We start from the raw sequence: 22,329 nt of genomic DNA on the forward strand, positions 1-22,329 counted from the left end.
CACGCGCCCCGGCGCCGCGGGCCGGCCGCCCCGCCCCCCGGGAACCCCCCCAGACGCGCCCAACGGGGGGGATCCCGGGTGCGGTGGGGGGCAGGGAGGTCCTTCTTCAGATGCGGTCCCAGACCTCGTCGCGCATCCGCAGCACCACCACGCCGGCCCAGGCCATGCCGATCGCGGCCAGGCCGGTGCCGATCGAGGGCAGCCACGCGTCGCCGGAGAAGAAGAAGAACACCACCCAGCCGACGACGCTGAGCACCACCGGCACCACGGGGATGGCCCGCGCCCACCAGGCGGCGAACATCGCCAGGTTGGTGCCGACACCGAGGCCGAGGATCGCCGGGGCGGCGATCAGCGCGCCCTGCCCGTAGCTGCCGGCCAGGTCGAAGATGCGCAGCGCCTCGTCGGCGGGCAGCCCGTTGGCCAGGGCGACGTCGTAGTAGTCGACCACGACGATGCCGGAGAGACCGGCGCCGAGGCCGGCCAGCACCATCGCCACCGTGGACAGCTTGCGGGCGCCGCGGCGGGCCACGTGCACCAGCGTCAGCGCGGCCGGCAGGAGCAGCAGGTAGCCGTAGTGCAGGACGACGGCGGCCCAGAGGATGTTGCTCTGGTGGTCCACGCCGGTCTGCAGGTACTCGGCGTGGGTCTGGTTCTCGTACGGGATCATCAGCAGGCTGGCGAAGACCAGCGTGCCGCCGGCCACCAGCGACAGCCCGCCGCCGATCCGGCGGAAGCGGGCGCCGGGCCGCAGCTCGGCGCGGGGGCCGGCGGGCGGCACCGGGGACGCGGCGGGTGCCGGGGGAACGGGGGCCTGGGCAGCGGCCGGCTGCGGAACGGGCGGGGTCATCGGGGTGCTCCTGTCGGGCGGTGCGGTGGGGTCGGGAGGTTCGGCGAGGACTCTCCGGCGCCCCGCGTCCCGGCCCCCAGGGCCGCGGGTCCCGACGTCCCGGGCGCCGGGTTCCCCGCCCGAAGGGGTGCCGTGTCCCTCCCGGATCCGGCCGCGCGCCCGGCAGGATGTCCGCCGTGCCGGGCCCGACCTCCGTCCGCACCCCCGCCCGCGGCGTCAGCCGGTGGCTGCCGGGGGTCCTCGCGCTGCTCGGCGCCGCGTGCACGCTGGTCGCGGTGGTCATCGGCGCCTGGTTCGGCGGGGAGCCGGTGTACGGCGCCGACGCGGTGCTCGGCCTGCTCTACCCGCCGGTCGCCGCCCTGGTGCTCTGGCGCCAGCCGGGCAACCGGGTCGGCTGGCTGCTGCTGTACACGGCCGTCACCGGCCCGTACCTGCTGGCCGGCCAGTACGCGCTCGGGTACGCCGTCGAGCACGGGGTGCACGGCCCGCTCGCCGCCGCCGCGGTGTGGCTGACCGCCTGGGGCTTCACGCCCTACTACGTCGTCCTGGCGCTGGTGCCGCTGTACTTCCCGACCGGCACCCTGCCCTCGCCCCGCTGGCGGTGGCCGGCGCGGGTGCTGATCACCGTGGTCGTCGGGACGATCCTCGCCACGATGGTCCGCGGCAGCTCCGACTTCACCGAGGAGCTGGCCAACCCGCTGTCGGTGACCTCCTCGATGGTGCCCGAGTACGTCCTGCGCTTCGGGTCGATGGCGACCTTCTTCCTCGGCGCCCCGATCGGGGTCACCGCCCTGGTCGTGCGCATGCGCCGCTCCCGCGGGGTCGAGCGCACCCAGCTGCAGTGGCTGGTGCTGGGCACGTCGGCGCTGGTCTTCTGCACGCTGTTCTCCCTGGTGGTGGAGGCCACCGACGTCTTCGACGCGGTCTTCGCCATCGGATTCGCCGCGGTGCCGGTGTCGGTCGCGGTCGCGGTCCTGCGGCACGGGCTGTTCGACGTCGGGCAGGTGGTCAGCCGCGCCGTCGTGTTCACGCTGCTGTCGGTGCTGCTCCTCGTCGGGTACCTCGCCCTCGTCGCGGTCGTCGGCGAGTTCAGCGCCGGCGAGCGCCGGGTGGCGGTGCTGGCCGCCGCGGTCGCCGCGCTGGCCGCGGCCGCCGGCTGGGAGCGGGCGCAGCGCGGGGTCGACCGGCTGCTGTTCGGCGAGCGCCGGGACCCGCTGGCGGTCGCCACGCGGGTGGGCAGCTCCCTCGACCTGGCCGGCGGGCCGACCGACGCGCTGCAGGCGCTGGTCGACGCGGTGGCCCGCGCGCTGCGGTTGCCCCGCGTCGCCGTCGTCCCCGCCGATGCCCGGCTGGCGCCGGCGGTCTCGGCCGGCTCCGTCCGGGACGAGGACGACGTCGACGTGCTGCCCCTGACCGCGCTCGGCACCCCCGTCGGCGAGCTGCGGATCACCCACCGCTCCCCCGGCGAGCACTGGCGGCGCACCGAGAAGGCGGCCCTCGACGACGTCGCCCGGCGCGCGGCCGTGCTCGTCTGGGCCGCCGGGCTCGTCGCCGACCTGCAGACCAGCCGCGAGCGGATCGTCGCCGGCCGCGAGGAGGAGCGCCGCCGGCTGCGGCACGACCTGCACGACGGCGTCGGCCCCGAGCTGGCCGGCATGGCGCTGCAGCTGGAGCGGCTGGCCGGGAAGCTCGGCGGCGAGCCGGACCTCGCCGCCCTCGCCGGCCGGCTGCGCGACCAGATGCGGCGCACCGTCGCCGCCGTCCGCCGCGCCGTCGACGACCTGCGCCCCCCGGCCCTCGACGAGCTCGGCCTGGTGGGCGCGCTGCGCGAGCACGTCGCCGCCTACCGGATGCCGGTGCCCGCCGGAACGCCCGCCGCGGGCGACGAGCCGGCCGGGGTCACCGTCGTGGCCGGCGAGCTGCCGCCGCTGCGCGCCGCGGTCGAGGTGGCCGCCTACCGGATCGCCACCGAGGCGGTGGCCAACGCCGTCCGCCACGCGCGGGCCACCCGCTGCACCGTCACGCTCACCGCCGCCGGCGGCGAGCTGCTCGTCGAGGTCGGCGACGACGGCGCCGGCATCGCCCCCGACGCCGTCCCGGGCGTCGGCTCCACCAGCATGCGCGAACGCGCCGCCGAGGTCGGCGGCACGCTCGACGTCGAGACCACCCCCGGAGGAGGCACCATCGTGCGCACCCGACTGCCCCTGGCGGCCCGGTGACCGCGCCCACCGCGATCCGCGTCGTCGTCGTCGACGACCACCCGGTCTACCGGGACGGCGTCGCCGACGCCCTCGGTGACGCCGAGGACATCGAGGTGGTCGCCACCGCCGCCGACGGCGAGGCCGCCGTCGCCGCGGTCGGGCAGCACCGCCCGGACGTCGTCCTCATGGACCTGCGGATGCCGGGCACCGGCGGCGTGCCGGCCACCGCCCGGATCTCGGCCGACCACCCGGGGACCTCGGTGATCGTCCTGACCATGAGCGACGACGACGACTCGGTGTTCGCCGCGCTGCGCGCCGGCGCCCGCGGCTACCTGCTCAAGGAGTCCGAGGCCGGCGACATCGCCCGGGCGGTGCGCGCCGCGGCCCGGTCCGAGGCGGTGTTCGGCCCGCGGATCGCCGACCGCGTGCTGGCCTTCTTCGCCTCCTCGCGGGCCCGCTCGACCGCCGTGCCCTTCCCCGAGCTGACCGACCGCGAGCGCGAGGTGCTCGACCTGGTCGCGCACGGGCTGTCCAACGCCGCGATCGCCGCCCGGCTGTTCCTGTCGGAGAAGACGGTGCGCAACCGGGTGTCCGACGTGCTCACCAAGCTGCACGCGGCCAGCCGGGCCGAGGCGGTGGCGCTGGCCCGCGACGCCGGCCTGGGGCCGGCGCCGGGGAGCTGAGCGTCGCAAGTCCGCCGCCAGGAGACCGCAAGCGGCGCCGCCGACGCTGTGCGGCATGTGGTCCCGGATCGGTTCGGCCGTCCCCCTGCTCCCGCTGCCCGTCCTCGCCGTCGCCGCGCTCGTGCTCGGCTGGGGCGGCGCGGAGGTGCCGCGCGCGGACGAGGTCGCCCGGGTCGCCCTCGGCTCCCCCGACGCCGCGCCGGTCGTCGACCTGGTCGCCGCCGGCGACGGCCGGGTGCTCGTCGTCGCCGACGAGGCCGGCTTCGGCAGCCCCGCGTCGGTGACCGTCGTCGACGGCGACCACGTCACCACCCGCGCCGAGCTCGCCCCCGAGACGCAGGCCGACACCGCCGTCGTCGCCGGCGACGCCGTCGTCGTCGCGGGCTTCGTGGGGCCGGAGGGCGCCACCACCTACCAGCTGCAGGTGGTGGACCCGGTCGGCGGAGCGGTCACCGGGAGCCGGCCGGTCGCCGTGCCCGACGACGCGCACACCACCGCGACGCGCGCGGCGGCCGTGCCGGGCGGCCCGCTGTACGTGCTGGTCCCCCGGCTGGACGGGCCGCTGCCGGTGCTGCTGGCCGTCGACCCCGCCACCGGGGCGGTGCTGGGCTCGACCGTGGTCGACCTGGGGCGGCTGCCGTCGGACGGCACCCGCTACCAGTACCCGGCCCTGGCCGTCTCACCCGACGGCGGCACCGTCGCCGTCGTCACCGAGGTCTTCTCCCCCGACGCCGGAGCCGCCGACCGGCACCGGGCGATGGCGGTCTGGTACGGCGCCGACCTGCAGCCGCTGGCCGCGCCGACGGAGCTCGCCGGCGCCGCCACCTCGCTGCCCGAGGCGGTCGCCCTGGCCGACGACGGCACGCTGTGGGCCGCCCTCGGTGGCACCGATCCGGCCACCCTCCGGCACACCGGCGTCGTGGTCACCGCCGCGCCCGGCGACGACCGGGGCCGGGTGCTCACCGACCCCGGCGACGACGCGGCCGCCGCGACGGTGACCGACCTGGCGCTGGCCGGTGGGCAGCTCTGGGTGGCCGCCGAGCGGCTGCCCGGTGCCGAGGCATCCCTGTCCACCATCGACCCGGCCACCGGCAGCCGCAGCGCCCCGCTGACCCTCTGCGGCACCCCCATGGCCCTGGCCGTCGGAGCGGACGGCGCGCTGTCGGCCGCCGCGACCTGCGACGACGCCGTCCTCGTCGCGCTCGACCCGCGGTGAGGCCCCACCAAGTGCGCTCCCAGCCCCCTGCAAGTCCGCGCCGGAGAGTGATCGGCATGTCCCCCCGGTTCCGCGCGGCGCTGCCCCTGGTCGCCGCCACCCTGCTCGCCCTGGCCGCCTGCACCTCCGCACCGGCCGGCTTCGCCCCCTCCTCCGCCGCCGACATCACCCCGCCCACCGGAAGCAACCCGGCCGACGTCACCGTCGCCCCCGACGGGCGGGTGGTCACGCTGTCCTCCGACCGGGACCAGGCCCGCGTCAGCGTCGTCGAGGACGGCGAGGTGACCGTCGCGGTGACCACCCCGGTGCCGTACTGGGCCGACACCGCGCTGCTCGACGGCGACGACCTGCTGGTCGGCGCGCAGGGGACGGAGCCCGGGTACACGCTGCACGTCGTCGACCCCGGCACCGGTGAGGTGACCGCGCAGCGGCCGGTCACCCCGTGGCCCGAGGGCGCCGCCTGGGCCACGACGGGCACGGTGACCGACGACGGCCGGCTGTTCGTGACCGCCGCCCGCCAGCAGCACGGGCCGGTGCTGCTGGAGGTCGACCCCGCCACCGGCGCGGTGCTCGCCACGGCCGAGCCCGACCTGTTCGACCGCCTCCCGGGCGCGACGACCTCCACCGTCGAGGCGGTCGCCGCCTCCGCCGACGGCGGGCACCTGGTGGCCCTCGTGTCGGTCACCGACGACGCCGGCGACCGGCAGGTCCTGTTCCTCCTCCGGCTCGGCGCGGGCCTGCAGCCGCTCGGCGAGCCGGTGCCGCTGCTCGCCGGCGAGGAGTACGCGCTGCTCACCGGGCTGGCCGTGGACGCCGACGGCACCTCTTACACCCTCGACGGACGGCGACTGCTCGCCGTCGCGGCGGACGCGACCGCGGCGACCGAGGCCGCCGAGCTGCCCGAGGCGCAGGGCACCGTCGTCGTGCGCGACGGCGTCGCCTGGCTGGCCGGCGGCAGCGCACCGTTCGTCGTGCTCCGGCTGGACCTCGCCACCGGCGAGCAGCTGTCCTCGGCACCGCTCTGCTCCGACGAGGGCTGGGGTGCGCAGGGCGGCGTCCGGGTCACCGCGGACGGCGTCGCCGTCCTCGGCGACTGCGGGCAGAGCCAGCTGCTGTGGACCCTCCCGATCGACCCCGAGCCCGTCTCCTGACCCGTCCGAGGAAGCCCCCCATGTCCCGCCGCCGCGCTCCCGCGCTCGCCCTGCTCACCGCCGCCACCCTCGCCCTCGCCGCCTGCTCCACCGGCCCCGGCGTCGGCGAGGTCGCCCGCGTCGACGTGTCGGTCCCGGCCGGTGAGCCGTACGGCGACTACGCCGGCGTCGTCGACGTCACCACCGGTCCGGACGACGCCGTGTACGTCCTGCTCCGCGACGTCACCACCTCCGGCGCCGAGCGCGGTGCGGTCGTCGCCGTCGACGGGGGAACCCGCGAGGTGACCGGCCGGGTCGAGCTGGCCCCGGACGGGTACCCGGCCACCGTGGTCGCCGCCGGCGGCGAGGTGCTCGTCGCCGGGTACGTCGCCCAGCCCGACGGCTACCACCGGTTCGCGCTCGAGGTCGTCGACCCGGGCACCGGGGCGGTCGTCGCGACCCGCGTGGTCGCCGGCCTGCCCACCGACATCGTCTTCGGCGGCGCCCGGGCGGCGCTCGGCCCCGACGGGCTGCTGTACGTGGGGCTGACCCGCGCCTCGGGCGCCCCGGTGCTCGCCGCCGTCGACCCGGCCACCGGAACGGTCGTCGCGAGCACGGAGGGGGTGCTCGCCGACGTCGGCGCCGACGACGGACGGGTCACGGTGACCGGCCTGGTGGTCCACGGCGACACGCTCGCGGTGACCGCCGAGGTGCTCGACCCGGACGCGCCGGCGGAGCTGCGGGCGCTGCTGGTCACCGTCGGCACCGACCTGACCGGCCCGGGCACCGAGGTCGACCTCGCGCCGGAGCTCGCCTCCGCGCGGGCCGACGCGGTCGCCGTCACCGACGACGGCACGGTGGTCGTCGCGGTCTCCGGCGGCCCCGAGGCCGGCGAGCGCAGCTACGACGGCCTGGTCACGGTGGAGCCCGGCGCCGGCGAGGCGGTGGCGCTCACGCCGGCCGGCACCGAGCTGGCCGGCGGCGGGCTGACCGACCTGCTGGTGCGCGGCGGCACCGCCTGGCTGGTGCACCAGGGCCCCGACGGCGACACCTCGCTGCTGACCGTCGACCTGGCCGGGGGCACCGCGTCGGACCCCGTCGCCCTCTGCGACGGGGAGGAGGCGGCGCTGGCCGCGGGGCCGGCCGGCGGGCTCTACCTGGCGGCGTCCTGCGAGGGCCCGGCGCTGCTGGTGCTCGACCCGGCCTGACCCACCCGCAGCAGGATGCCGTCGGCCGGCCGGGCCGGGATGCGGCGCAGCGAGATGGTGAGGTCCTGCTCCGGCACCTCGACCGGCAGCCGCGCCAGCCGGACGGCGAGCGCCGACAGCAGCGCCACGGTGATCTGTTCCCCCGGGCAGCGGTGGTTGGTCCGCGGGTCGCCGCCGCCCTGCGGCACCAGCTCGTAGGCCCCGATCTGCCGGCCCAGGAAGCGCTCGGGCCGGAAGGCGTAGGGATCGCCCCACAGGTCGGGGTCGTGGTTCTGGCCGTAGAGGTCGAGCAGCACCATGGCGTTGCGCGGGATCCGCTGGCCGTCCCACTCGACCGCCCGCGGGGTGCGGCCGCCGATGAACGGCGCGAACGGGTAGAACCGCCGCACCTCGTGCGCCCACGCCTCGGCGAACGCGGGGTCGCCGGTGGCCAGCTGCTCGCGGTACCGCGGCCAGCGGATCAGCGCGTGGCCGGAGAAGGCGAGGAACCAGGCCACCGCGGTGGTCGGCCGGATGACGTTGAGCAGCTCGACGGCGGCCACCCGGGGGTCCAGCTGCTCGCCGTCGGCGTCCCGGTGGTGCGCGACCACGTCGACCGCCGACCCCTGGGGCACCGACCGCGCGCCGCTGCGCAGGTCGTCGACGAGCGCGGACAGCCAGGCCTCCCGCCGGCCGCGGGCGCGGCGGGCCCGCCAGTGCCGGGGCCCGCCGGTGGCGAAGCCGTCGACCATGGCCAGCAGGTCGCGGGCCAGGGCCGGCACCTCGTCGTCGGTCACCGGCACGCCGGCCCAGCGGGAGACCGCGCCGGCGATCACCTGCGCGGACTCCTCGAACAGCACGACCTGCGGCCGCTGCGCCCAGCCCGGCACGGCGGCGTCCCAGGCGGCGGTGGCCTCCTCCACGAGCGTGGCGATGCCCTCCTCGCGCATGAGCAGGGCGACGAACATCGCCTTGCGCACCCGGTGCTCGTGGCCGTCGAGGGTGTGCACCGCGCCCTTGCCGAACAGCGTGGCCTGCACCGGCTCGGGGATGGCGTGCGAGCGGTGGACGTGGTCCTCGTCGTAGAGGAAGCGCGCGGCCTCGGGGCCCTCGATGCCGTAGGCCGGCAGCCCGCCGAGCCGGGCGGCGACGGTGCGCCGGCCGGTGGCCCGGCGCTTGTCGGGCAGCCAGGCGTAGCCCTTGGCCAGCAGCTGCGGGGCGTTCTCGAGGCGCATGGGGGCTGCCCTTCCCCGGTCCCGGCGGGAGCAACCCTGCCGGTCAGCCGGGCCGCTGCTCCTGCACCCGCTCGTCGCGCGGCTCGGTGGCACCGTCCGGGGGCGGCACGTCGCCCGCGGAGGCACCGGCGCCCAGCCGGCGCAGCAGGACGGCGACCTCGGCGGCCGCCGAGGCGCCGTGGGCGTCGTCGGGCACCCGCTCGGCGACCGGGCGCAGCGCCTCGGCCAGGGCGCACTCCTCCTCGTCGAGCAGCCCCCGGTAGGCCGGGTCGAGCAGGTAGCCGGTGGGCGGGGTGGACAGGCAGCCGATGAGGTCCAAGAGCACCTCCAGGCGGCGGGCGGCCTCGGCCGGGGACGCGTCGGCCGGGCTCATCGCCACCGTCTCGACGTCCTGCTCCCACAGCCGGCTGCGGGCGCGGTCCTCCCGCAGCGCCAGCACGGTGCCGCTGCGCCGGCGCTGGGTGGCGCCGGGCACCTGCACCGCCGAGCGCACCTGGTGGGCGATCCGGATCAGGTCGTCGTCGAGCATCGACGTGCCGACGAAGAGCACGTGCCGGGTGAGCAGCAGCGAGTGCAGGACGCCGGCCAGCGCCGCCCGGCTGTCCCCGAACTGCAGGTACTCCTCGCGGGTGAGCACCACGCTCTCCGGGTGCGCGGCGTCGCCGTGCAGCTTGAGCAGCCACGGCGCGCCGGGCTGCGGCTCCTCGAACGGCAGCACCCGCAGCTCGCGGCCGATGTCGGCCGCGGCCAGCTCGACCAGGGGGTCGTAGTTGGTGGTGACGTACTCCTGCACCGGCAGGTCGGCCAGCAGCGCGTGCGCCAGGGCGTAGGGCCCGGGCCCGAACCGCTCCTTGACGAAGCCCTCCAGCTCGGCGCGGCCCAGCTCGCGGGCCAGCAGCGCGGCGGAGTCCTGCGCCGGCAGCCGGGCCAGCCCGGCGCGCAGCTCGTCGTCCAGCCCGGTGCGGGCGGCCAGCTCGTCCAGGAGCTGCTCCCAGGTGGGCAGGCCGGCGGCCGCGCTCACGCCGGCGCCGACGAACAGCGCCAGCTGGCCTCGGCGGGCCCGGTCGCCCAGCTCCTCGGCCAGGGCGACCAGCTCGGCGGGGAGGTCCCAGCCGCCGTCCTCGCCGCGGCGGACCCGCTGCGCGGCGGCCAGGTCGCTGGGCCCCCGCAGCACCAGGGCGACGTCGAAGCCGTGCTCGACCGCGGCCTCGCGGAGCACCGGGAGCAGCCGCTGCAGCAGCTCGCCGCGGCGGCCGGCCGCGCCGCCCCAGCCGGTGCCCAGCGCCGGCAGGCCGACCAGCCGCCGGGCCCGGCCGTGCACCGGCTCGCGCACCTCGCGCCGGGCCACCGCGGCCAGGGCCTGGCGGGCGCCGTCGAGCAGCCACGGCAGGCCGCGCTCCTCGTCGTCCACGGTGTCGACCAGCCAGGCCCGCCGCCGGCCCTCGCCGGGCAGCTCGAGCGCCCGCTCGTCGCCCGACCAGGCCATCCGCACGCAGGCGCCCTCGGGCGACTCGTCCGAGACCAGCTCGCCGGGCACCAGGGAGCGCCAGCTCCGTGCCACCCGCAGCGTGCGGCCGGTGGGCACCAGGACGTCGTCGCAGGACAGCCGGGTGAGGTCGGCACCGACCACGAAGACGTGTCCGCTCATGGTGGCCCTCCCCTACCCGGGTCGGGGCGGCCGGGAACGGCGCAAGTGCCACGCAGGTGCCACGCAAGGACCGGCCGGGAGGGTCGGACCATGCCCGCGCGCCCCCTCGCCGCCGCCGCAGCCGCCGCGGCGGCCCTGCTGCTGTCCGCCTGCACCGCCTCGGTCGCGGGGGTGGCGGCGCCGCCGTCGCCCTCCGGCCCGCCGGTCGAGCCCGCCGTGCGACTCGGCGGCGACGTGGAGCACGGCCCGCTGGCGACCGGGCTCGGCGCCGGCTCCGACGGCACCGCCCTGGTGCTGGTGGCCGGCCCCTACGGCCAGGGCTGGGTGCGCCCGGTCGACCCCGCCGCCGGTACCGCCGGCGACGCCTGGGAGCTGCCGACCGACGCCCGCCCCGACGCCGTGGTCGGCAGCGGGGACGCCGTGCTCGTGGTCGGCGAGCCCGGCGGCGACGCCTCCGGCTACGCGATCACCGAGATCGACCCGGCGACCGGCGGGATCCGCGCGGTCCGGCCGGTGGCCGGCTTCCCCGCCGCGTCGGGAGGCAGCACCGCGGCCGTGCTGCCCGACGGGCGGGTTCTGGTCGCCGTGGAACGGCACGACGGCCCGCTGCAGCTGGTCGTCGTCGACCCGGCGACGGCGACCGCGGAACCGCCCGTCGAGGTCCCGGCCGGCGAGGGGCGGATCGGTGCCGACGCGCTGGCCGTCTCCCCCGACGGCGGGCTGGTCGCCGTGGCGGTGACCTCCTACGACGCGGACAGCGGCGAGGCCGCCGCGGAGCTGGTCGTGGTCGGGCCGGACCTGACCCCCGTCGCCGCGCCGGTCCCACTGCCGGTCGCCGCCCCGGATACGGAGGTGCGCGGGCTCGCGGTCGCCGACGACGGCACGGCCTGGGCGGCGCTGGTCACCGGCCGGGAGGGCACGCTGGTCGCCGTCGAGGACGGCGGGCCCGCGCGCCCGGTCGACGGCGTGCCGCTGGCCGGGCCGGCGCAGCTGCTGGCCACCGCCGGCGGCCCGGTGGTCGCCGACGGCGAGACGGTGCGGGTGCTGGACCCGGCCGACGGCTCGGTGGTGTCGACCACGGCGGTCTGCGCCGACGGCCATGCCACCGCGCTGGCCACCGGGGCGGACGGCGCGCTGGTCGTGCTGGGTGACTGCGACGGGCCCGCGCTGTGGCTGCTGCCCGCCTGAGTCAGCGGGGCAGGACCGAGCAGCCGCCGCCGGCGCACGCGCAGCCCGCGCAGCCGGCCGGCTGGGGCGGGGCCGGCCGGGCCGCCGCGGTGCGCAGGCCGGCCGCGCCGACGAGCATCACGACGCCGAACCAGCCGACGGCCAGCGCGCCCACCACGGTCGCGCCGTCGACGGCGCGCTCCCAGCCGGCGGCCAGACCCGTGACCACCAGCAGCGCGGCCACCAGCACGGACCAGACGAGGGCCACGACGCCACCCCGCCGGGCCGCGCCGCCCCGGCCGAGCAGCACCAGCGAGGTGACCACCAGGGCCACCGGCGCGGCGACGAGCAGCACCCAGCCGGAGGCGGCGGCCGAGGCTGCGGCCACGGCCAGCGCGGCCAGGCCGGCGACCGCCACGCCCGTGCCGAGGGTCCGGGCCCGCGGCTCGAGGTCGCCGCCGGCCGCACCGCGGGCGAGCAGGGCGCCGCGCACGGCGCCGAAGACACCGAGCGCGCCGAGCAGGAGCCGGGCGCCGGCGGCGTCCCAGAGGACGGCGACCAGCGCGACGGCGATCATCGCGACGCCGAGGGCCGCCCAGCGGGGCCAGGCCCGGCGGGCCACCCCCGGATCCGCCTGCACCAGAGTCGCCGCACCCGCACCGCCGATCGCCACGTCGCCAGTGTCCCCCACCGCCGCGGGCCGGCCGCACGGGTGGAGGCGTGCCGGGGCGCGACCGGGCGTGGGACGTGTCACCCTCGTCGGCGCAGCGACGGCGAGCGGGGACGGGAGCGGCGTGACGACGGAGGAGCGCACGCCGGTGACGCAGCGCGCCGCCTCCAGCAGCCTGCTCCGCCAGCTCGCCCGGCTCGGCCTCCTGGGCTACGCGCTGCTGCACCTGCTCGTCGCGTGGCTGGCCGGCCAGCTGGCGTGGAACGCCCGCCGCACGACCGACTCCGCCGACCAGGCCGGCGCCCTGGGCCTCGTCGCGGCCACCCCGCTCGGCCACGCCCTGCTCTGGGTGCTCGCCGTCGGCCTGGCCGGGCTGTGCCTGTGGCAGGCCGTCGAGGTGCTGCGCCACCACCACCGGCTGCCGCCGCCGGGCCGGGAGCGGCGGGCGGCGCTGGTGCAGGTGGTCAAGACCGTGGGCACCGCGGTGCTCTACGGCTACCTGGCCGTCTCCGCCGTCCGGTACGCGCTGGGCTTCCGGCAGGAGCGGGACGACGAGCGGCAGGCCGTGCGCGGCGTCCTGTCCTGGCCGGGCGGGCAGGCGCTGGTCGTCGCGGTGGCCCTGGTGGTCGTCGGCATCGGCGTCTACACGGTGCGCAAGGGGCTGCGCTCGGACTTCCTCGGCGAGATCGACCTGGACGCCGTCGCCGAGCCGCTGCGCCGGCTCACGCACCGCGCCAGCCAGGTCGGTTTCGTCCTCAAGGGCGTCGCGCTGGTGCTGGTCGGCTGGATCGTCGGCGAGGCCGCGATCACCTTCGACCCCGCGCGGGCGACCGGGCTGGACGGCGCGCTCCGGGCGGTCGCCGCGCAGCCCTACGGTCCGTGGGTGCTCACCGGCGTCGCCACCGGCCTCGCCGCGTTCGCCGTCTACTGCCTGGCCCGCGCGCGTCATCCGGTCGGCTGAGTGCTGACCGGCGCGGATGCCCGTCCCGTGCCACGCTGGTTCCCGCACGGGGGGCTGACAGCGGGAGGAACTCGCCATGGGATCAGTCGGATCGCCGATGTCGGCCGCGGACCGGGCGGGCAACAGCGACGCCCTGGAGAACCTGGCGCGCGTGGGCCTGGTCGCCTACGGCGTCGTCCACCTGCTGATCGCCTGGCTGGCGCTGCAACTGGCCTGGGGTGGCGGCGGCGCCTCCGCCGACCAGTCGGGCGCGATGGCCACCCTCGCGGAGTCGCCGGTGGGCAAGCCGCTGCTGTGGATCGTCGCGATCGGCATGATCGCGCTGGCCGTCTGGCAGGCCGCGGAGGTGCTCCGCTGGCGCTCGGGCCTGTCCTCCTCCGGTGACCAGCGCACGAAGGCGCTGAAGAAGGTCGCCAAGTCCGTGGCCAAGGCGGTCGTCTACGTCGCCCTGGCGGTGCTGGCGATCCGCTTCGCCACGGGCGGGGGGCAGTCCAGCGGTCAGCAGCAGCAGCAGACGACGGCCGGCGTCTTCGGCTGGCCCGGCGGGCGCTGGCTGGTCGGCATCGCGGGGCTGGTGCTGATCGGCGTGGGCGCCTACCACGTCTACAAGGGGCTGTCGGAGCGCTTCCTCAAGCAGATCGACCTCGGCTCGGCGTCCCCGGGCACCCGGAAGCTGGTGAGCCGGCTCGGCAAGGTGGGCTTCCCCGGCAAGGGCATCGCGCTGGCGCTGGTCGGCGGCCTGCTCGTGTACGCGGCGGTCACCTTCGACCCGGCCAAGGCCACCGGCCTGGACGGCGCGATGCGCACCGTCCTCGACGCGCCGTTCGGCGCGGTGCTGCTGACGCTGGTCGCGCTCGGCATCGCCGCGTTCGGGGCCTTCTGCCTGGTCCGCGCCCGCTATCCCGAGCGCACCTGAGGCCGCTGCCGCACGATCGGGGACGTGCCCGCCGCCCGCAACCTCCTCGACCGGGTGCACCGGGCGGTGCGGTCGGCCCGGGAGGTCACCGACCACCCGGTGCTGGCGGCGCTGGCCCGGGCGGGCCTGGTCGCCTACGGCGCCATGCACCTGCTCATCGCCTGGCTCGCCGTCCAGGTCGCCCGCGGGGTCGGCAGCACCGACGCCGACCAGACCGGCGCGCTCCAGACCGTCGCCGGCTCCCCCGGCGGCCAGGTGCTGCTCTGGGGAATCGGCATCGGCCTGCTGGGCCTGGCCCTGTGGCAGGCCGGCGAGGTCCTGCTCTGGTGGCACGGGCTGCTCGACCGCCGGACCCGGCTGCGCACCGCGGTGGTCTGCGCCAAGTGCCTGGCCAAGGCGGTGGTCTACGCCGTCCTCGGGGTCACCGGGCTGCTGTTCGCCGTGGGTGCCGGCTACGAGGCCGACGAGCGCATGCAGGAGCTGACCGAGGAGACCATCGAGCTCCCCGGCGGGACGTTCGCCGTCGAGGTGGTGGCCGCCGGGGTGGTCGCCGTCGGCGTCTACACGTTCGTCCGCGGGCTCACCGGCGGCTTCATGAGAGACGTCGACCTGCCCGCCGCGCCCGACCGGTGGGAGCCGGTCATCGAGGTGGCGGGCCGGATCGGCTACGTCGCCAAGGGCATCGCCTTCGGCCTGGTCGGCGTGCTGCTGTGGCGGGCGGCCGCGGCGGCCGACGTGACCACCGCGACCGGCCTGGACGGCGCCATGACCGCGATCGGCGCCGGCCCGGCCGGTCCGTGGCTGCTGGGCGCGGTGGCCGCCGGGTTCGCCGCGTTCGGGATCTACGCGCTGGCCCGCGCGCGCTATCCCGACCGCGACCCGTCGTCCTGAGCCCCGGGGCCGTCAGGTCCTGGGGCCACCGGCCACGTAGATGACCTGCCCGGAGACGAACCCGGCGCCCTCGCTGACGAGGAACGAGACGGTGTGCGCGATGTCCTCGGGCGTGCCGGCCCGGTTGACCGGGATGCCGGCGGCGCGCTTGGCGACGTAGGCCTCCCAGTCCTCCCCGATCCGCGCGGCGGTCGCCTTGGTCATCTCGGTCTGGATGAAGCCCGGGGCGATCGCGTTGGCGGTGACGCCGAACTTGCCCAGCTCGATGGCGAGGGTCTTGGTGAAGCCCTGCAGCCCGGCCTTGGCGGTGGCGTAGTTGGCCTGGCCGCGGTTGCCCAGCGCCGAGGTGCTCGACAGGTTGACGATGCGGCCCCACGTGGCGTCGATCATGTGCTTCTGCGCGGCGCGGGTCATGAGGAACGAGCCCCGCAGATGCACGTTCATCACGATGTCCCAGTCGGCGTCGCTCATCTTGAACAGCATGTTGTCGCGGGTGACGCCGGCGTTGTTGACCAGCACGACGGGCGGGCCGAGCTCGGCGGCGATCCGGTCGATCGCCGCCTGCACCTGCTCGGCGTCGCTCACGTCGGCACCGATGGCCAGCGCCCGGCCGCCGGCCGCCTCGATGGCCTCCTGCGTGCCGCGGGCCGCCGCCTCCTCGAGGTCGAGGACGGCGACGGCGAACCCGTCGGCGGCCAGCCGCTGGGCGGTGGCGGCGCCGATGCCGCGGGCGGCACCGGTCACGATCGCGACGCGGGCGCTCACTGGCCGACCCGCTCGAACAGCGCGGCCAGGCCCTGCCCGCCGCCGATGCACATCGTCTCCAGGCCGTAGCGGGCGTCGCGGCGGGCCATCTCGCGGGTCAGGGTCGCGAGGATCCGCCCGCCGGTGGCGCCGACCGGGTGGCCGAGCGAGATGCCCGAGCCGTTCACGTTCACCCGGTCGAAGTCGCTCTCGGTGAAGCCCCACTCGCGGGTCACCGCGAGCACCTGGCTGGCGAAGGCCTCGTTGAGCTCGATGAGGTCGACGTCCTTGAGCGCGACGCCGGCCAGGTCCAGGGCCTTGGCCGTGGCCGGCACCGGGCCGATGCCCATGGTCTTGGGCGGCACGCCGCCCACGCCCCAGGAGACCAGCCGGGCCAGCGGGCGCAGCCCGAGCTCCTCGGCCTTCTCCGACGAGGTGACCACGCAGACCGCGGCGCCGTCGTTCTGGCCGCTGGCGTTGCCGGCGGTGACCGTGGCGTCGGGGTCGTCCTTGCCCAGGATCGGCCGCAGCTTGGCCAGCGTCTCCACGCTGGAGTCGGGGCGGATGTGCTCGTCGCGGTCGACGACGGTCTCGCCCTTCCGGGTCTTCACCGTCACCGGCACGATCTCGTCGGCGAAGCGGCCGGCCTCGGTGGCGGCGGCGGCGCGCTGGTGGCTGCGGACGGCGTACTCGTCCTGCTCCTGGCGGCCGATGCCGTACTCGCGGCGGAGGTTCTCGGCGGTCTCCAGCATGCCGCCGGGCACCGGGTGGTTCTGGCCGCCGGCGGTGACCCGCCCGCGGGCCAGCCCGTCGGCGAGGAGGACGCCGGGCCCGGCCTTGACGCCCCAGCGCATCGCGGTCGAGTAGAACGGCGCGTTGCTCATCGACTCCGCGCCACCGGCCAGGACGACGTCCGAGGTGCCGGACTGCACCTGCATGGCGGCGTACACGACGGCCTGGAGACCCGAGCCGCAGCGCCGGTCGATCTGCAGGCCGGAGGCGGTCACCGGCAGGCCGGCGTCGAGGGCGGCCACGCGGCCGAGGGCGGGGGCGTCCATCGTCGGGTAGCAGTGCCCGAGCAGGACGTCGTCGACGGACTCCGGCGGCAGCCCGGTGCGCTCCATAAGCGCCCGGATGACCGTGGATGCCAGCTCCTGCACCGGGACGTCCCGCAGGGAGCCGCCGAAGCCCCCGACCGGGGTCCGTAGGGGCTCGCAGATGACGGCATCACGCACGGGGTCCTCCTCGGACGACTCTGGGTTCCCCCAGAGTCTCCCCCTGCCGCCGCCGGCGCGCGGCGCCGACCCCCGGGATCAGGCGGTCGCGGCGTCGTCGGCCGGCTGCACCCGCTCGGCACCGAGCAGGTGCCAGAGCCCGGTGATCTCCAGCGGGCGGACGACTGCCCGGGAACCGGCGAGGACGCGCAGCCGGGTGCCGGCGTCGCCGGCGCGGCGGTGGGCGCCGGCCAGCACGGACAGGCCGGCGGAGTCGAGGAAGGTCACGCCGGCGAGGTCGACGACGAGCTCGGCGACGTCCCCGGTCAGCTCGGAGTCGATGCAGGCGCGGAGGTCGGGAGCGGAGGAGCAGTCGACCTCACCGGAGACGGTGATGCAGGCCGACTGGCCGGCGCGGGCGACGGAGATGGTGACGAGTTCGGGAACGGTCGTACCGATCCATGACGTGCTCATGGGGACGCCTCTCGATCGAGAGTGGGTCCGTACAGAAGACCCCCGGGAATCCGGGTGGGGCAGGAGAGTCCGGCACGGCGATACGGCTTGTGGTTGAACCGCCTGCCCTCAACCTAGATCCACGGGGTGCCCGTGGCAAGGGTCGTGCACGATCCATCCCGGTCGTCACCGGCTCGTCACCTGCTGTTCCTCTCCAGCCGGCGACCGGCGGCCACCCGTCCGCCGGCGGCGCGGATACTGGTGTGCGTGCGGACGCGACTGGTGCTCGGGGGCCTCGTCTGGGTGGCGGTCACCGTTGCGGCGGCCCTGACCCTCGACCCGGTCTGGGCGGTGTTCGTGGGCATCGTCGCGGCGAGCCTCTGGGGCGTGGTGGCGCTCGCCGGCGACTGGGACCAGCACTCCTCCTTCGAGCAGCGGGAACTCGACCGCGCCCGGCGGCGCGCCGAGAAGTGGGAGCGGAACAAGGACGCCCGCGAGCGCGACCGGGCCAGGTGGGAGGCCCACCAGGCCCGCAAGGCCCAGCGCGAGGGCTCCCGGTAAATCGCTCGACGCGGGGGGCCGGGGTCCCTACCGTTCCGGGCATGCGTTCCTGACAGCACCGCTGCACCGCGCCGCGGGTCGAGCTCCGCTCCCCGCCCATCCGCCCGTCCCGGGCGCCCCTCCCCTGCTCTCCCTCGGCCGGCTGCCCGGCCGGCCCCTCCCCGTCCGGAGGCTGCCTTGTCACGCCCCGCTCCCTCCTCCGTCCCCGCGGCGGTCGCCGCCCGCACCGCCCTCCCCGAGTCCGAGACCGCCGGCTTCGACCGGCTGACCGCGGCCGTGCTCGCCACGCCGGGTGCGCCGCTGGGCGGCACCCTGCGTGCGGTGCTGCCCGGTCCGGCCGGCGTCCGCTGGCTGCGCACCGCCGGCCTGCCGCCCACGGCGCGGGCCGCCGCGCTCACCCCGGAGCTGTGGCTGTCGCTGTACGAGTGCTGGTCGGCGACCGCCCGGGTGCCGGCCGGCGCCGGACCCGCGCGGCAGCGCTCCGCCCGGCCGTCGGGCGCGCACGGGCACGGCCCGGGCGCCCGGCCACGGTGGGGGTGACACGGTGCGGGTGACACGGTGCGGGTGACGCGGTAGGGCGGGTCAGCCGCCGACCGCGTCCTCCGCGGCCAGCGCCGCCGCCCGGTCCGGGGCGGCGAACGCCTCGGCCAGTGCCTGCCGCGCCGGCCAGGCCCCCGCCCGCCAGGCGAGGGCCCGGCCGAGCGCGGCGGGTGTGCCGTCGACGGCGTCCACCCGGTCCCCCGGCCACCACGGCACCGCACGGTTCCCGGCGGTGAGCCGGTCGTGGACGGCCACCTCGCCGGTCAGCTCCGGCAGGCCCAGCCGGGCGGCGGCGAGCGCGGCGCCGGGCACGTCGGCCCAGCGCAGCGTGCGCGCCGGCCGGCTGGTCACCCGGGCGGTGACCAGCTCGGAGGCCAGCGGCAGGTCGAGCAGGTCGGCCACCGCGGCCGGCGCGCCGCCGGCCGGCACCAGCGCGGCGTCGACCAGTGGCTGCAGCCACGGCAGGTCCAGCACCGCGACGTCCTCGCGGTCGGGGTCGGCCACCCGGTCGGGTGCCACCCGCACCCGGGCCGGCGGCTCGGCAGCGAGGCCGTCGAGGGCGGCGGCCAGCCGCGCGTAGACCGTCCGGAGGGTCGCCGCCGGCACGGTGCGGGCCGGGTCGCCGAGCCGGTCCAGCAGGTCGCGGGCGCCGGCCGGATCGGCGAGGACGTCGTCGATCCGGGCCGGCGGGGCGAGCAGCTCCAGCACCGCGGCCGGCGCGGACGCCGGTTCGTACAGTCCCTGCAGCTCCGGCGCCTCCGGTGCCCGCAGCCGGTCGGGACGGCGTCCGTCGAGCACCGGATGGGTGCGCAGCCACCACCGCAGGTAGCCCGGCACCGGCACGCCGTCGAGGTCGACGTCCGCCCGCGCCTCGGCCGGCAGCGCGGCCAGCAGCGGCAGCGCGCGCGGCCAGTCGTCGACCAGTTCCAGGTCGCGGACGGCGACCACCGCCGGCCACGACGGCGGCGGCGCCCCGGCCGGCAGCCGGTCGAGCGCGTCGTCCACCCAGTCCTCGACCCCGTCGACGTCCAGGTCGTCGGGGTCGTCGGCGCGCACGACGGCGAAGGTGTCGAGCACGCCGGCCGCCCGGAGCACCGCGGCGTCGGTGCCGGCGGCGGTGGCCGGGTCGAGGGTGCCCAGCGCGCCGGGCGCCAGCACCGCGGCGAGCGGTGACCCCGGCAGCACGAGCTCGCCGGCCGGCGCCCAGCCGCCGTCGGCGTCGGGCAGCGCGAGCTCGGCCAGCCAGGGCAGCTCCCCGGGGGCCGGGCCGGCCGCGGCCACCAGCGACAGCACCGCGTCGGCGACCGCCCCGGGATCGCCGTCGCCGTCCTCGACGGTGTCGAGCGAGCGCTCGACGGCGGCCCGCACCGCCGGGTCGGCGAGCACCGCCGCGGCGCTCGCCGGCCGGGCACCCAGCCGCTCCAGCAGCCGTCGCGCGGCCGGGGTGCCCGCGGCGACCGGGTCGGCCAGCCGCAGGCCCAGCGGCGCCAGCCGGTGCACCGGCAGCTCCGGATCGGGCAGCAGCACGCCGGCCGGCCCGTGCGCGGTCCGCCCGTCGGCGAGCGGCACGGGCAGCGCGCCGAGCTCGTCGCGGTCGGCGTCGTCGAGCGCCGCGTACAGCCGCGCCCACCACTCCGGCGGCCGGCCGACACCGCGCACGGCCTCCACGACCTCGGCGGTGCCGACCCGGCGCACACCGAGCGCGGCCAGGGCCGGGCCGGCCGAGCGGCGGGACCACTCCTCCGGCAGCAGCCCCGGGACGACGTCGACCAGCGCGGCGATCCGCTCCGGCGTGGGCTCGGCCAGCGCCGCGGCGCGGTCGGGAGCCTGCCGCTGGTCCGGGTGCCCGGCCACCGGCAGCCAGGCGGTGGCGCGCAGCCGGTCGAGGACGGCCCGGCCGATCGCGGCGTCGAGCGCGGCGCCGGCCAGCCCCACCCGCGGGACCAGCGCGAGCACCGCGGGATCGGCCGGCAGCGCGGCCAGCAGCTCCGCGTAGCCGGCGGCGGCCTCGGCGACCAGCGCGTCGGTCACGGCACCGGGCAGCACGTGCCGGCGGTCGGGGCCGAGCGGGAACGGCGCGATCAGCCGCACCGGCAGCGACAGCGGCTCGTCGCCCGGCGTCGGCGCGGAGACCACCTGCGGGCCGGGCAGCGGGCGGGGCGCGCCCGCGTCGTCCACGGGCACCGCCCAGGTGAGGGTCCAGCCGCGGCGGTTCCGCTCCTCGACCGGGCGGTCGGCGAGCAGGGCGGCCGGCAGCGTCCCGGAGCGGCGGGCCAGGCGCCAGGACGTCGTCCGGTCGCCGTCGGTCAGGGCGGCGGTGTCGCCGTCGACCCGGCAGGCGAGCCGGCGGGCCGCACCGTCGACGACCACCTCGACCTCGGCCAGGCCGGGCAGGGCGAGCAGCAGCTCGGCGGTCAGCGCCGCCAGCGCCGTCCGGACGGACGGGCCGGCGCCGGGGCGCAGCGGGAGGACGACCTCGGTGGCGTACCCCTCCGGCGGGGCTTCCGCGGCCGGCCACGGCAGCCGCAGCACGGGCACGGCGCCGGCGCGCCGGGCCAGCTCGCCGGCGAGCGCCGGCACCGCGGCCACCTCGGCGCGGGTGCGCTCCGCGCTGAAGGCGACCCCGCCGGTCGTCGACCGCAGCGCCGGCTCGTCGGAGACGGCGAGGACGGCGGCGAAGCCGACCCCGAACCGGCCGACGCTGCCGGCCTGGTCGCGCTTGGCCGAGGCGCGCAGGGTGGCCAGCCCGAGGACGCCCTCGGCGTCCAGCGGCGCGCCGGTGTTCGCCGCCCGGAGCACCCCGGCTCCGGCATCGCCGGACAGCTCCAGCCGCAGCCGGCCGAGCACCCCCGCGCGGGCCGCGGCGTCGGCGGCGTTCTGCGCCAGCTCGACCAGCAGCCGGTCGCGGTAGCCGCCGCGGACGAGGTCCTCCTCCGCGTTGGCGTCCTCGCGGAACCGGGCCGGCGAGGCGGCCCAGGCGGCGAGCACCCGGGCCCGCTGGGCCGCCGTGTCGAACGGATCAACGGGGTCGGGCACGCGCGCCAGCATGGCAGTGGGGGGACGGCGGGTAGTCCCTCCGCGTGACTGCCGACGAGGACTCCCCGCCCCGCCCGCTCGCCTCGACCATCGACCTGTCGGCCTACCGGCTGCAGGCGCTGCCGGACACCGACTCCGACGAGGACTGGGACGACGACGGCGAGCTCTACGGGCCCGACGGCCGGCGCGTGGAGACCTGGCGCGAGGGCTATCCCTACGACGAGCGGCTCCCCCGCCGGGAGTACGAGCGGGAGAAGCGGCGGCTGCAGATCCAGCTGCTGCGCCTGCAGGGCTGGGTGAAGGAGACCGGCGCGAAGGTCGTCGTCCTCTTCGAGGGGCGCGACGCGGCCGGCAAGGGCGGCACGATCAAGCGGTTCACCGAGCACCTGAACCCGCGCGGCGCGCGGGTGGTGGCGCTGGACAAGCCCTCGGAGCGCGAGCAGACCCAGTGGTACTTCCAGCGCTACGTGACCCACCTGCCCGCGGCCGGCGAGATCGTGCTGTTCGACCGCTCCTGGTACAACCGCGCCGGCGTCGAGCGGGTGATGGGCTACGCCTCCCCGGAGCAGTACGACCAGTTCATGCGCCAGGTGCCCGAGTTCGAGCGGATGCTCGTCGACAGCGACACCCACCTGGTGAAGTTCTGGTTCTCGGTCTCGCGGCGCGAGCAGCGCACCCGGTTCATCGTCCGGCAGCTGGACCCGGTGCGGCAGTGGAAGCTCTCCCCCACCGACCTGGCCTCGCTGGACCGCTGGGACGACTACACCGCCGCCAAGGAGGCGATGTTCGCCGCGACCGACACCGACTGGGCGCCGTGGACGGTCATCAAGAGCAACGACAAGAAGCGCGCCCGGCTCGAGGCCATGCGGTACCTGCTGTGCGGGCTGGACTACGACGGCAAGGACTGCGACGTCGTCGGGCAGCCCGATCCGAACATCGTGGTGGCCGCGACCGACGTGCTGGAGTCCGACCGCGAGGCACTGGAGGACGCGGTGGCCAGCTGACCGGTTGCTACCGGCGGGTAACCTG

General features: G+C 77.6%; 20 protein-coding genes. 12 read left to right on the plus strand and 8 right to left on the minus strand.

The window, feature by feature from the left end:
• Positions 1 to 106: 106 nt before the first annotated feature.
• Positions 107 to 847, minus strand: a complete 741-nt coding sequence (locus tag ACI79R_RS19720; protein ID WP_456575363.1) for a hypothetical protein — start codon at positions 845 to 847, stop codon at positions 107 to 109.
• A gap of 176 nt (positions 848 to 1,023) precedes the next feature.
• On the opposite strand from ACI79R_RS19720, the gene ACI79R_RS19725 reads away from it, so the two are divergent.
• Genes ACI79R_RS19725 through ACI79R_RS19745 form a run of 5 tightly spaced genes read left to right on the plus strand, consistent with a single transcriptional unit; the run spans position 1,024 to position 7,285 of the window.
• Positions 1,024 to 3,066 (plus strand): ATP-binding protein, encoded by a 2,043-nt coding sequence (locus ACI79R_RS19725; RefSeq protein WP_456575364.1) that lies wholly within the window; start codon positions 1,024 to 1,026, stop codon positions 3,064 to 3,066.
• Positions 3,063 to 3,731, plus strand: coding sequence for a response regulator (locus ACI79R_RS19730; RefSeq protein ID WP_456575365.1), 669 nt, complete (start codon positions 3,063 to 3,065; stop codon positions 3,729 to 3,731). The genes ACI79R_RS19725 and ACI79R_RS19730 overlap by 4 nt, the downstream gene beginning before the upstream one ends.
• Before the next feature lie 55 nt (positions 3,732 to 3,786).
• Positions 3,787 to 4,947: a hypothetical protein gene (locus ACI79R_RS19735; protein ID WP_456575366.1), complete on the plus strand. Its 1,161-nt coding sequence runs from the start codon at positions 3,787 to 3,789 to the stop codon at positions 4,945 to 4,947.
• 56 nt (positions 4,948 to 5,003) lie between these two features.
• Positions 5,004 to 6,098, plus strand: a complete 1,095-nt coding sequence (locus ACI79R_RS19740; RefSeq protein ID WP_456575367.1) for a hypothetical protein — start codon at positions 5,004 to 5,006, stop codon at positions 6,096 to 6,098.
• A gap of 20 nt (positions 6,099 to 6,118) precedes the next feature.
• Positions 6,119 to 7,285, plus strand: coding sequence for a hypothetical protein (locus ACI79R_RS19745; RefSeq protein WP_456575368.1), 1,167 nt, complete (start codon positions 6,119 to 6,121; stop codon positions 7,283 to 7,285).
• On the opposite strand, the gene ACI79R_RS19750 is transcribed toward ACI79R_RS19745, so the two are convergent.
• Positions 7,231 to 8,499 (minus strand): cytochrome P450, encoded by a 1,269-nt coding sequence (locus ACI79R_RS19750; RefSeq protein ID WP_456575369.1) that lies wholly within the window; start codon positions 8,497 to 8,499, stop codon positions 7,231 to 7,233. The genes ACI79R_RS19745 and ACI79R_RS19750 overlap by 55 nt on opposite strands.
• A 43-nt stretch (positions 8,500 to 8,542) precedes the next feature.
• Entirely contained in the window at positions 8,543 to 10,147 is a 1,605-nt protein-coding gene (locus tag ACI79R_RS19755; protein ID WP_456575370.1) for an SIR2 family protein, read from the minus strand.
• A gap of 90 nt (positions 10,148 to 10,237) precedes the next feature.
• Here ACI79R_RS19755 and ACI79R_RS19760 point away from each other — a divergent pair, with 90 nt between their 5' ends.
• Positions 10,238 to 11,335 carry a hypothetical protein gene (locus tag ACI79R_RS19760; RefSeq protein ID WP_456575371.1) on the plus strand — a complete coding sequence of 366 codons (1,098 nt, stop codon included), beginning with the start codon at positions 10,238 to 10,240 and terminating at the stop codon, positions 11,333 to 11,335.
• A gap of 1 nt (position 11,336) precedes the next feature.
• Here the strand turns inward: ACI79R_RS19760 and ACI79R_RS19765 are convergent, their stop codons facing one another.
• Positions 11,337 to 11,987, minus strand: a complete 651-nt coding sequence (locus tag ACI79R_RS19765; RefSeq protein ID WP_456575372.1) for a hypothetical protein — start codon at positions 11,985 to 11,987, stop codon at positions 11,337 to 11,339.
• A gap of 121 nt (positions 11,988 to 12,108) precedes the next feature.
• On the opposite strand from ACI79R_RS19765, the gene ACI79R_RS19770 reads away from it, so the two are divergent.
• The 3 genes from ACI79R_RS19770 (at position 12,109) to ACI79R_RS19780 (ending at position 14,752) form a co-directional block, all read left to right on the plus strand.
• The gene (locus tag ACI79R_RS19770; protein WP_456575373.1) at positions 12,109 to 12,945 is read left to right on the plus strand and encodes a DUF1206 domain-containing protein; all 837 of its coding nucleotides are present in this window, start codon (positions 12,109 to 12,111) and stop codon (positions 12,943 to 12,945) included.
• A 76-nt stretch (positions 12,946 to 13,021) separates the two neighbouring features.
• Positions 13,022 to 13,861: a DUF1206 domain-containing protein gene (locus tag ACI79R_RS19775; protein ID WP_456575374.1), complete on the plus strand. Its 840-nt coding sequence runs from the start codon at positions 13,022 to 13,024 to the stop codon at positions 13,859 to 13,861.
• 24 nt (positions 13,862 to 13,885) lie between these two features.
• Positions 13,886 to 14,752 carry a DUF1206 domain-containing protein gene (locus ACI79R_RS19780; protein ID WP_456575375.1) on the plus strand — a complete coding sequence of 289 codons (867 nt, stop codon included), beginning with the start codon at positions 13,886 to 13,888 and terminating at the stop codon, positions 14,750 to 14,752.
• 12 nt (positions 14,753 to 14,764) lie between these two features.
• Here the strand turns inward: ACI79R_RS19780 and fabG are convergent, their stop codons facing one another.
• From fabG to ACI79R_RS19795, 3 genes are all read right to left on the minus strand, one after another.
• Positions 14,765 to 15,517 carry a 3-oxoacyl-ACP reductase FabG gene (fabG, locus tag ACI79R_RS19785; RefSeq protein WP_456575376.1) on the minus strand — a complete coding sequence of 251 codons (753 nt, stop codon included), beginning with the start codon at positions 15,515 to 15,517 and terminating at the stop codon, positions 14,765 to 14,767.
• Positions 15,514 to 16,731 carry an acetyl-CoA C-acetyltransferase gene (locus ACI79R_RS19790; protein WP_456575377.1) on the minus strand — a complete coding sequence of 406 codons (1,218 nt, stop codon included), beginning with the start codon at positions 16,729 to 16,731 and terminating at the stop codon, positions 15,514 to 15,516. Before ACI79R_RS19790 ends, fabG begins: the two co-directional genes overlap by 4 nt.
• A 78-nt stretch (positions 16,732 to 16,809) precedes the next feature.
• Positions 16,810 to 17,184, minus strand: a complete 375-nt coding sequence (locus ACI79R_RS19795) for an STAS domain-containing protein (RefSeq protein ID WP_456575378.1) — start codon at positions 17,182 to 17,184, stop codon at positions 16,810 to 16,812.
• Positions 17,185 to 17,430: 246 nt separating this feature from the next.
• On the opposite strand from ACI79R_RS19795, the gene ACI79R_RS19800 reads away from it, so the two are divergent.
• Positions 17,431 to 17,724, plus strand: coding sequence for a hypothetical protein (locus ACI79R_RS19800; protein WP_456575379.1), 294 nt, complete (start codon positions 17,431 to 17,433; stop codon positions 17,722 to 17,724).
• Between the two features lie 177 nt (positions 17,725 to 17,901).
• Entirely contained in the window at positions 17,902 to 18,264 is a 363-nt protein-coding gene (locus ACI79R_RS19805; RefSeq protein ID WP_456575380.1) for a hypothetical protein, read from the plus strand.
• Between the two features lie 42 nt (positions 18,265 to 18,306).
• On the opposite strand, the gene ACI79R_RS19810 is transcribed toward ACI79R_RS19805, so the two are convergent.
• Positions 18,307 to 21,300: a sacsin N-terminal ATP-binding-like domain-containing protein gene (locus tag ACI79R_RS19810; protein ID WP_456575381.1), complete on the minus strand. Its 2,994-nt coding sequence runs from the start codon at positions 21,298 to 21,300 to the stop codon at positions 18,307 to 18,309.
• A gap of 44 nt (positions 21,301 to 21,344) precedes the next feature.
• Between ACI79R_RS19810 and ppk2 the strand changes: the two genes are divergently transcribed.
• A complete protein-coding gene (ppk2, locus tag ACI79R_RS19815) occupies positions 21,345 to 22,304 on the plus strand; it encodes a polyphosphate kinase 2 (protein ID WP_456575382.1) in 960 nt (319 codons plus the stop codon).
• Positions 22,305 to 22,329 lie beyond the last annotated feature (25 nt).

The organism is Blastococcus sp. SYSU D00820, from assembly GCF_054050695.1.

What these genes read in the sequence shown, in the direction of transcription:
- ACI79R_RS19755 (WP_456575370.1), bottom strand. Translation starts at nt 10,147, where the DNA reads ATGAGCGGACACGTCTTCGTGGTCGGTGCCGACCTCACCCGGCTGTCC.
- ACI79R_RS19750 (WP_456575369.1), bottom strand. Translation starts at nt 8,499, where the DNA reads ATGCGCCTCGAGAACGCCCCGCAGCTGCTGGCCAAGGGCTACGCCTGG.
- ACI79R_RS19775 (WP_456575374.1), top strand. Translation starts at nt 13,022, where the DNA reads ATGGGATCAGTCGGATCGCCGATGTCGGCCGCGGACCGGGCGGGCAAC.
- ACI79R_RS19720 (WP_456575363.1), bottom strand. Translation starts at nt 847, where the DNA reads ATGACCCCGCCCGTTCCGCAGCCGGCCGCTGCCCAGGCCCCCGTTCCC.
- ACI79R_RS19745 (WP_456575368.1), top strand. Translation starts at nt 6,119, where the DNA reads ATGTCCCGCCGCCGCGCTCCCGCGCTCGCCCTGCTCACCGCCGCCACC.
- ACI79R_RS19740 (WP_456575367.1), top strand. Translation starts at nt 5,004, where the DNA reads ATGTCCCCCCGGTTCCGCGCGGCGCTGCCCCTGGTCGCCGCCACCCTG.
- ACI79R_RS19735 (WP_456575366.1), top strand. Translation starts at nt 3,787, where the DNA reads ATGTGGTCCCGGATCGGTTCGGCCGTCCCCCTGCTCCCGCTGCCCGTC.
- ACI79R_RS19795 (WP_456575378.1), bottom strand. Translation starts at nt 17,184, where the DNA reads ATGAGCACGTCATGGATCGGTACGACCGTTCCCGAACTCGTCACCATC.
- ACI79R_RS19760 (WP_456575371.1), top strand. Translation starts at nt 10,238, where the DNA reads ATGCCCGCGCGCCCCCTCGCCGCCGCCGCAGCCGCCGCGGCGGCCCTG.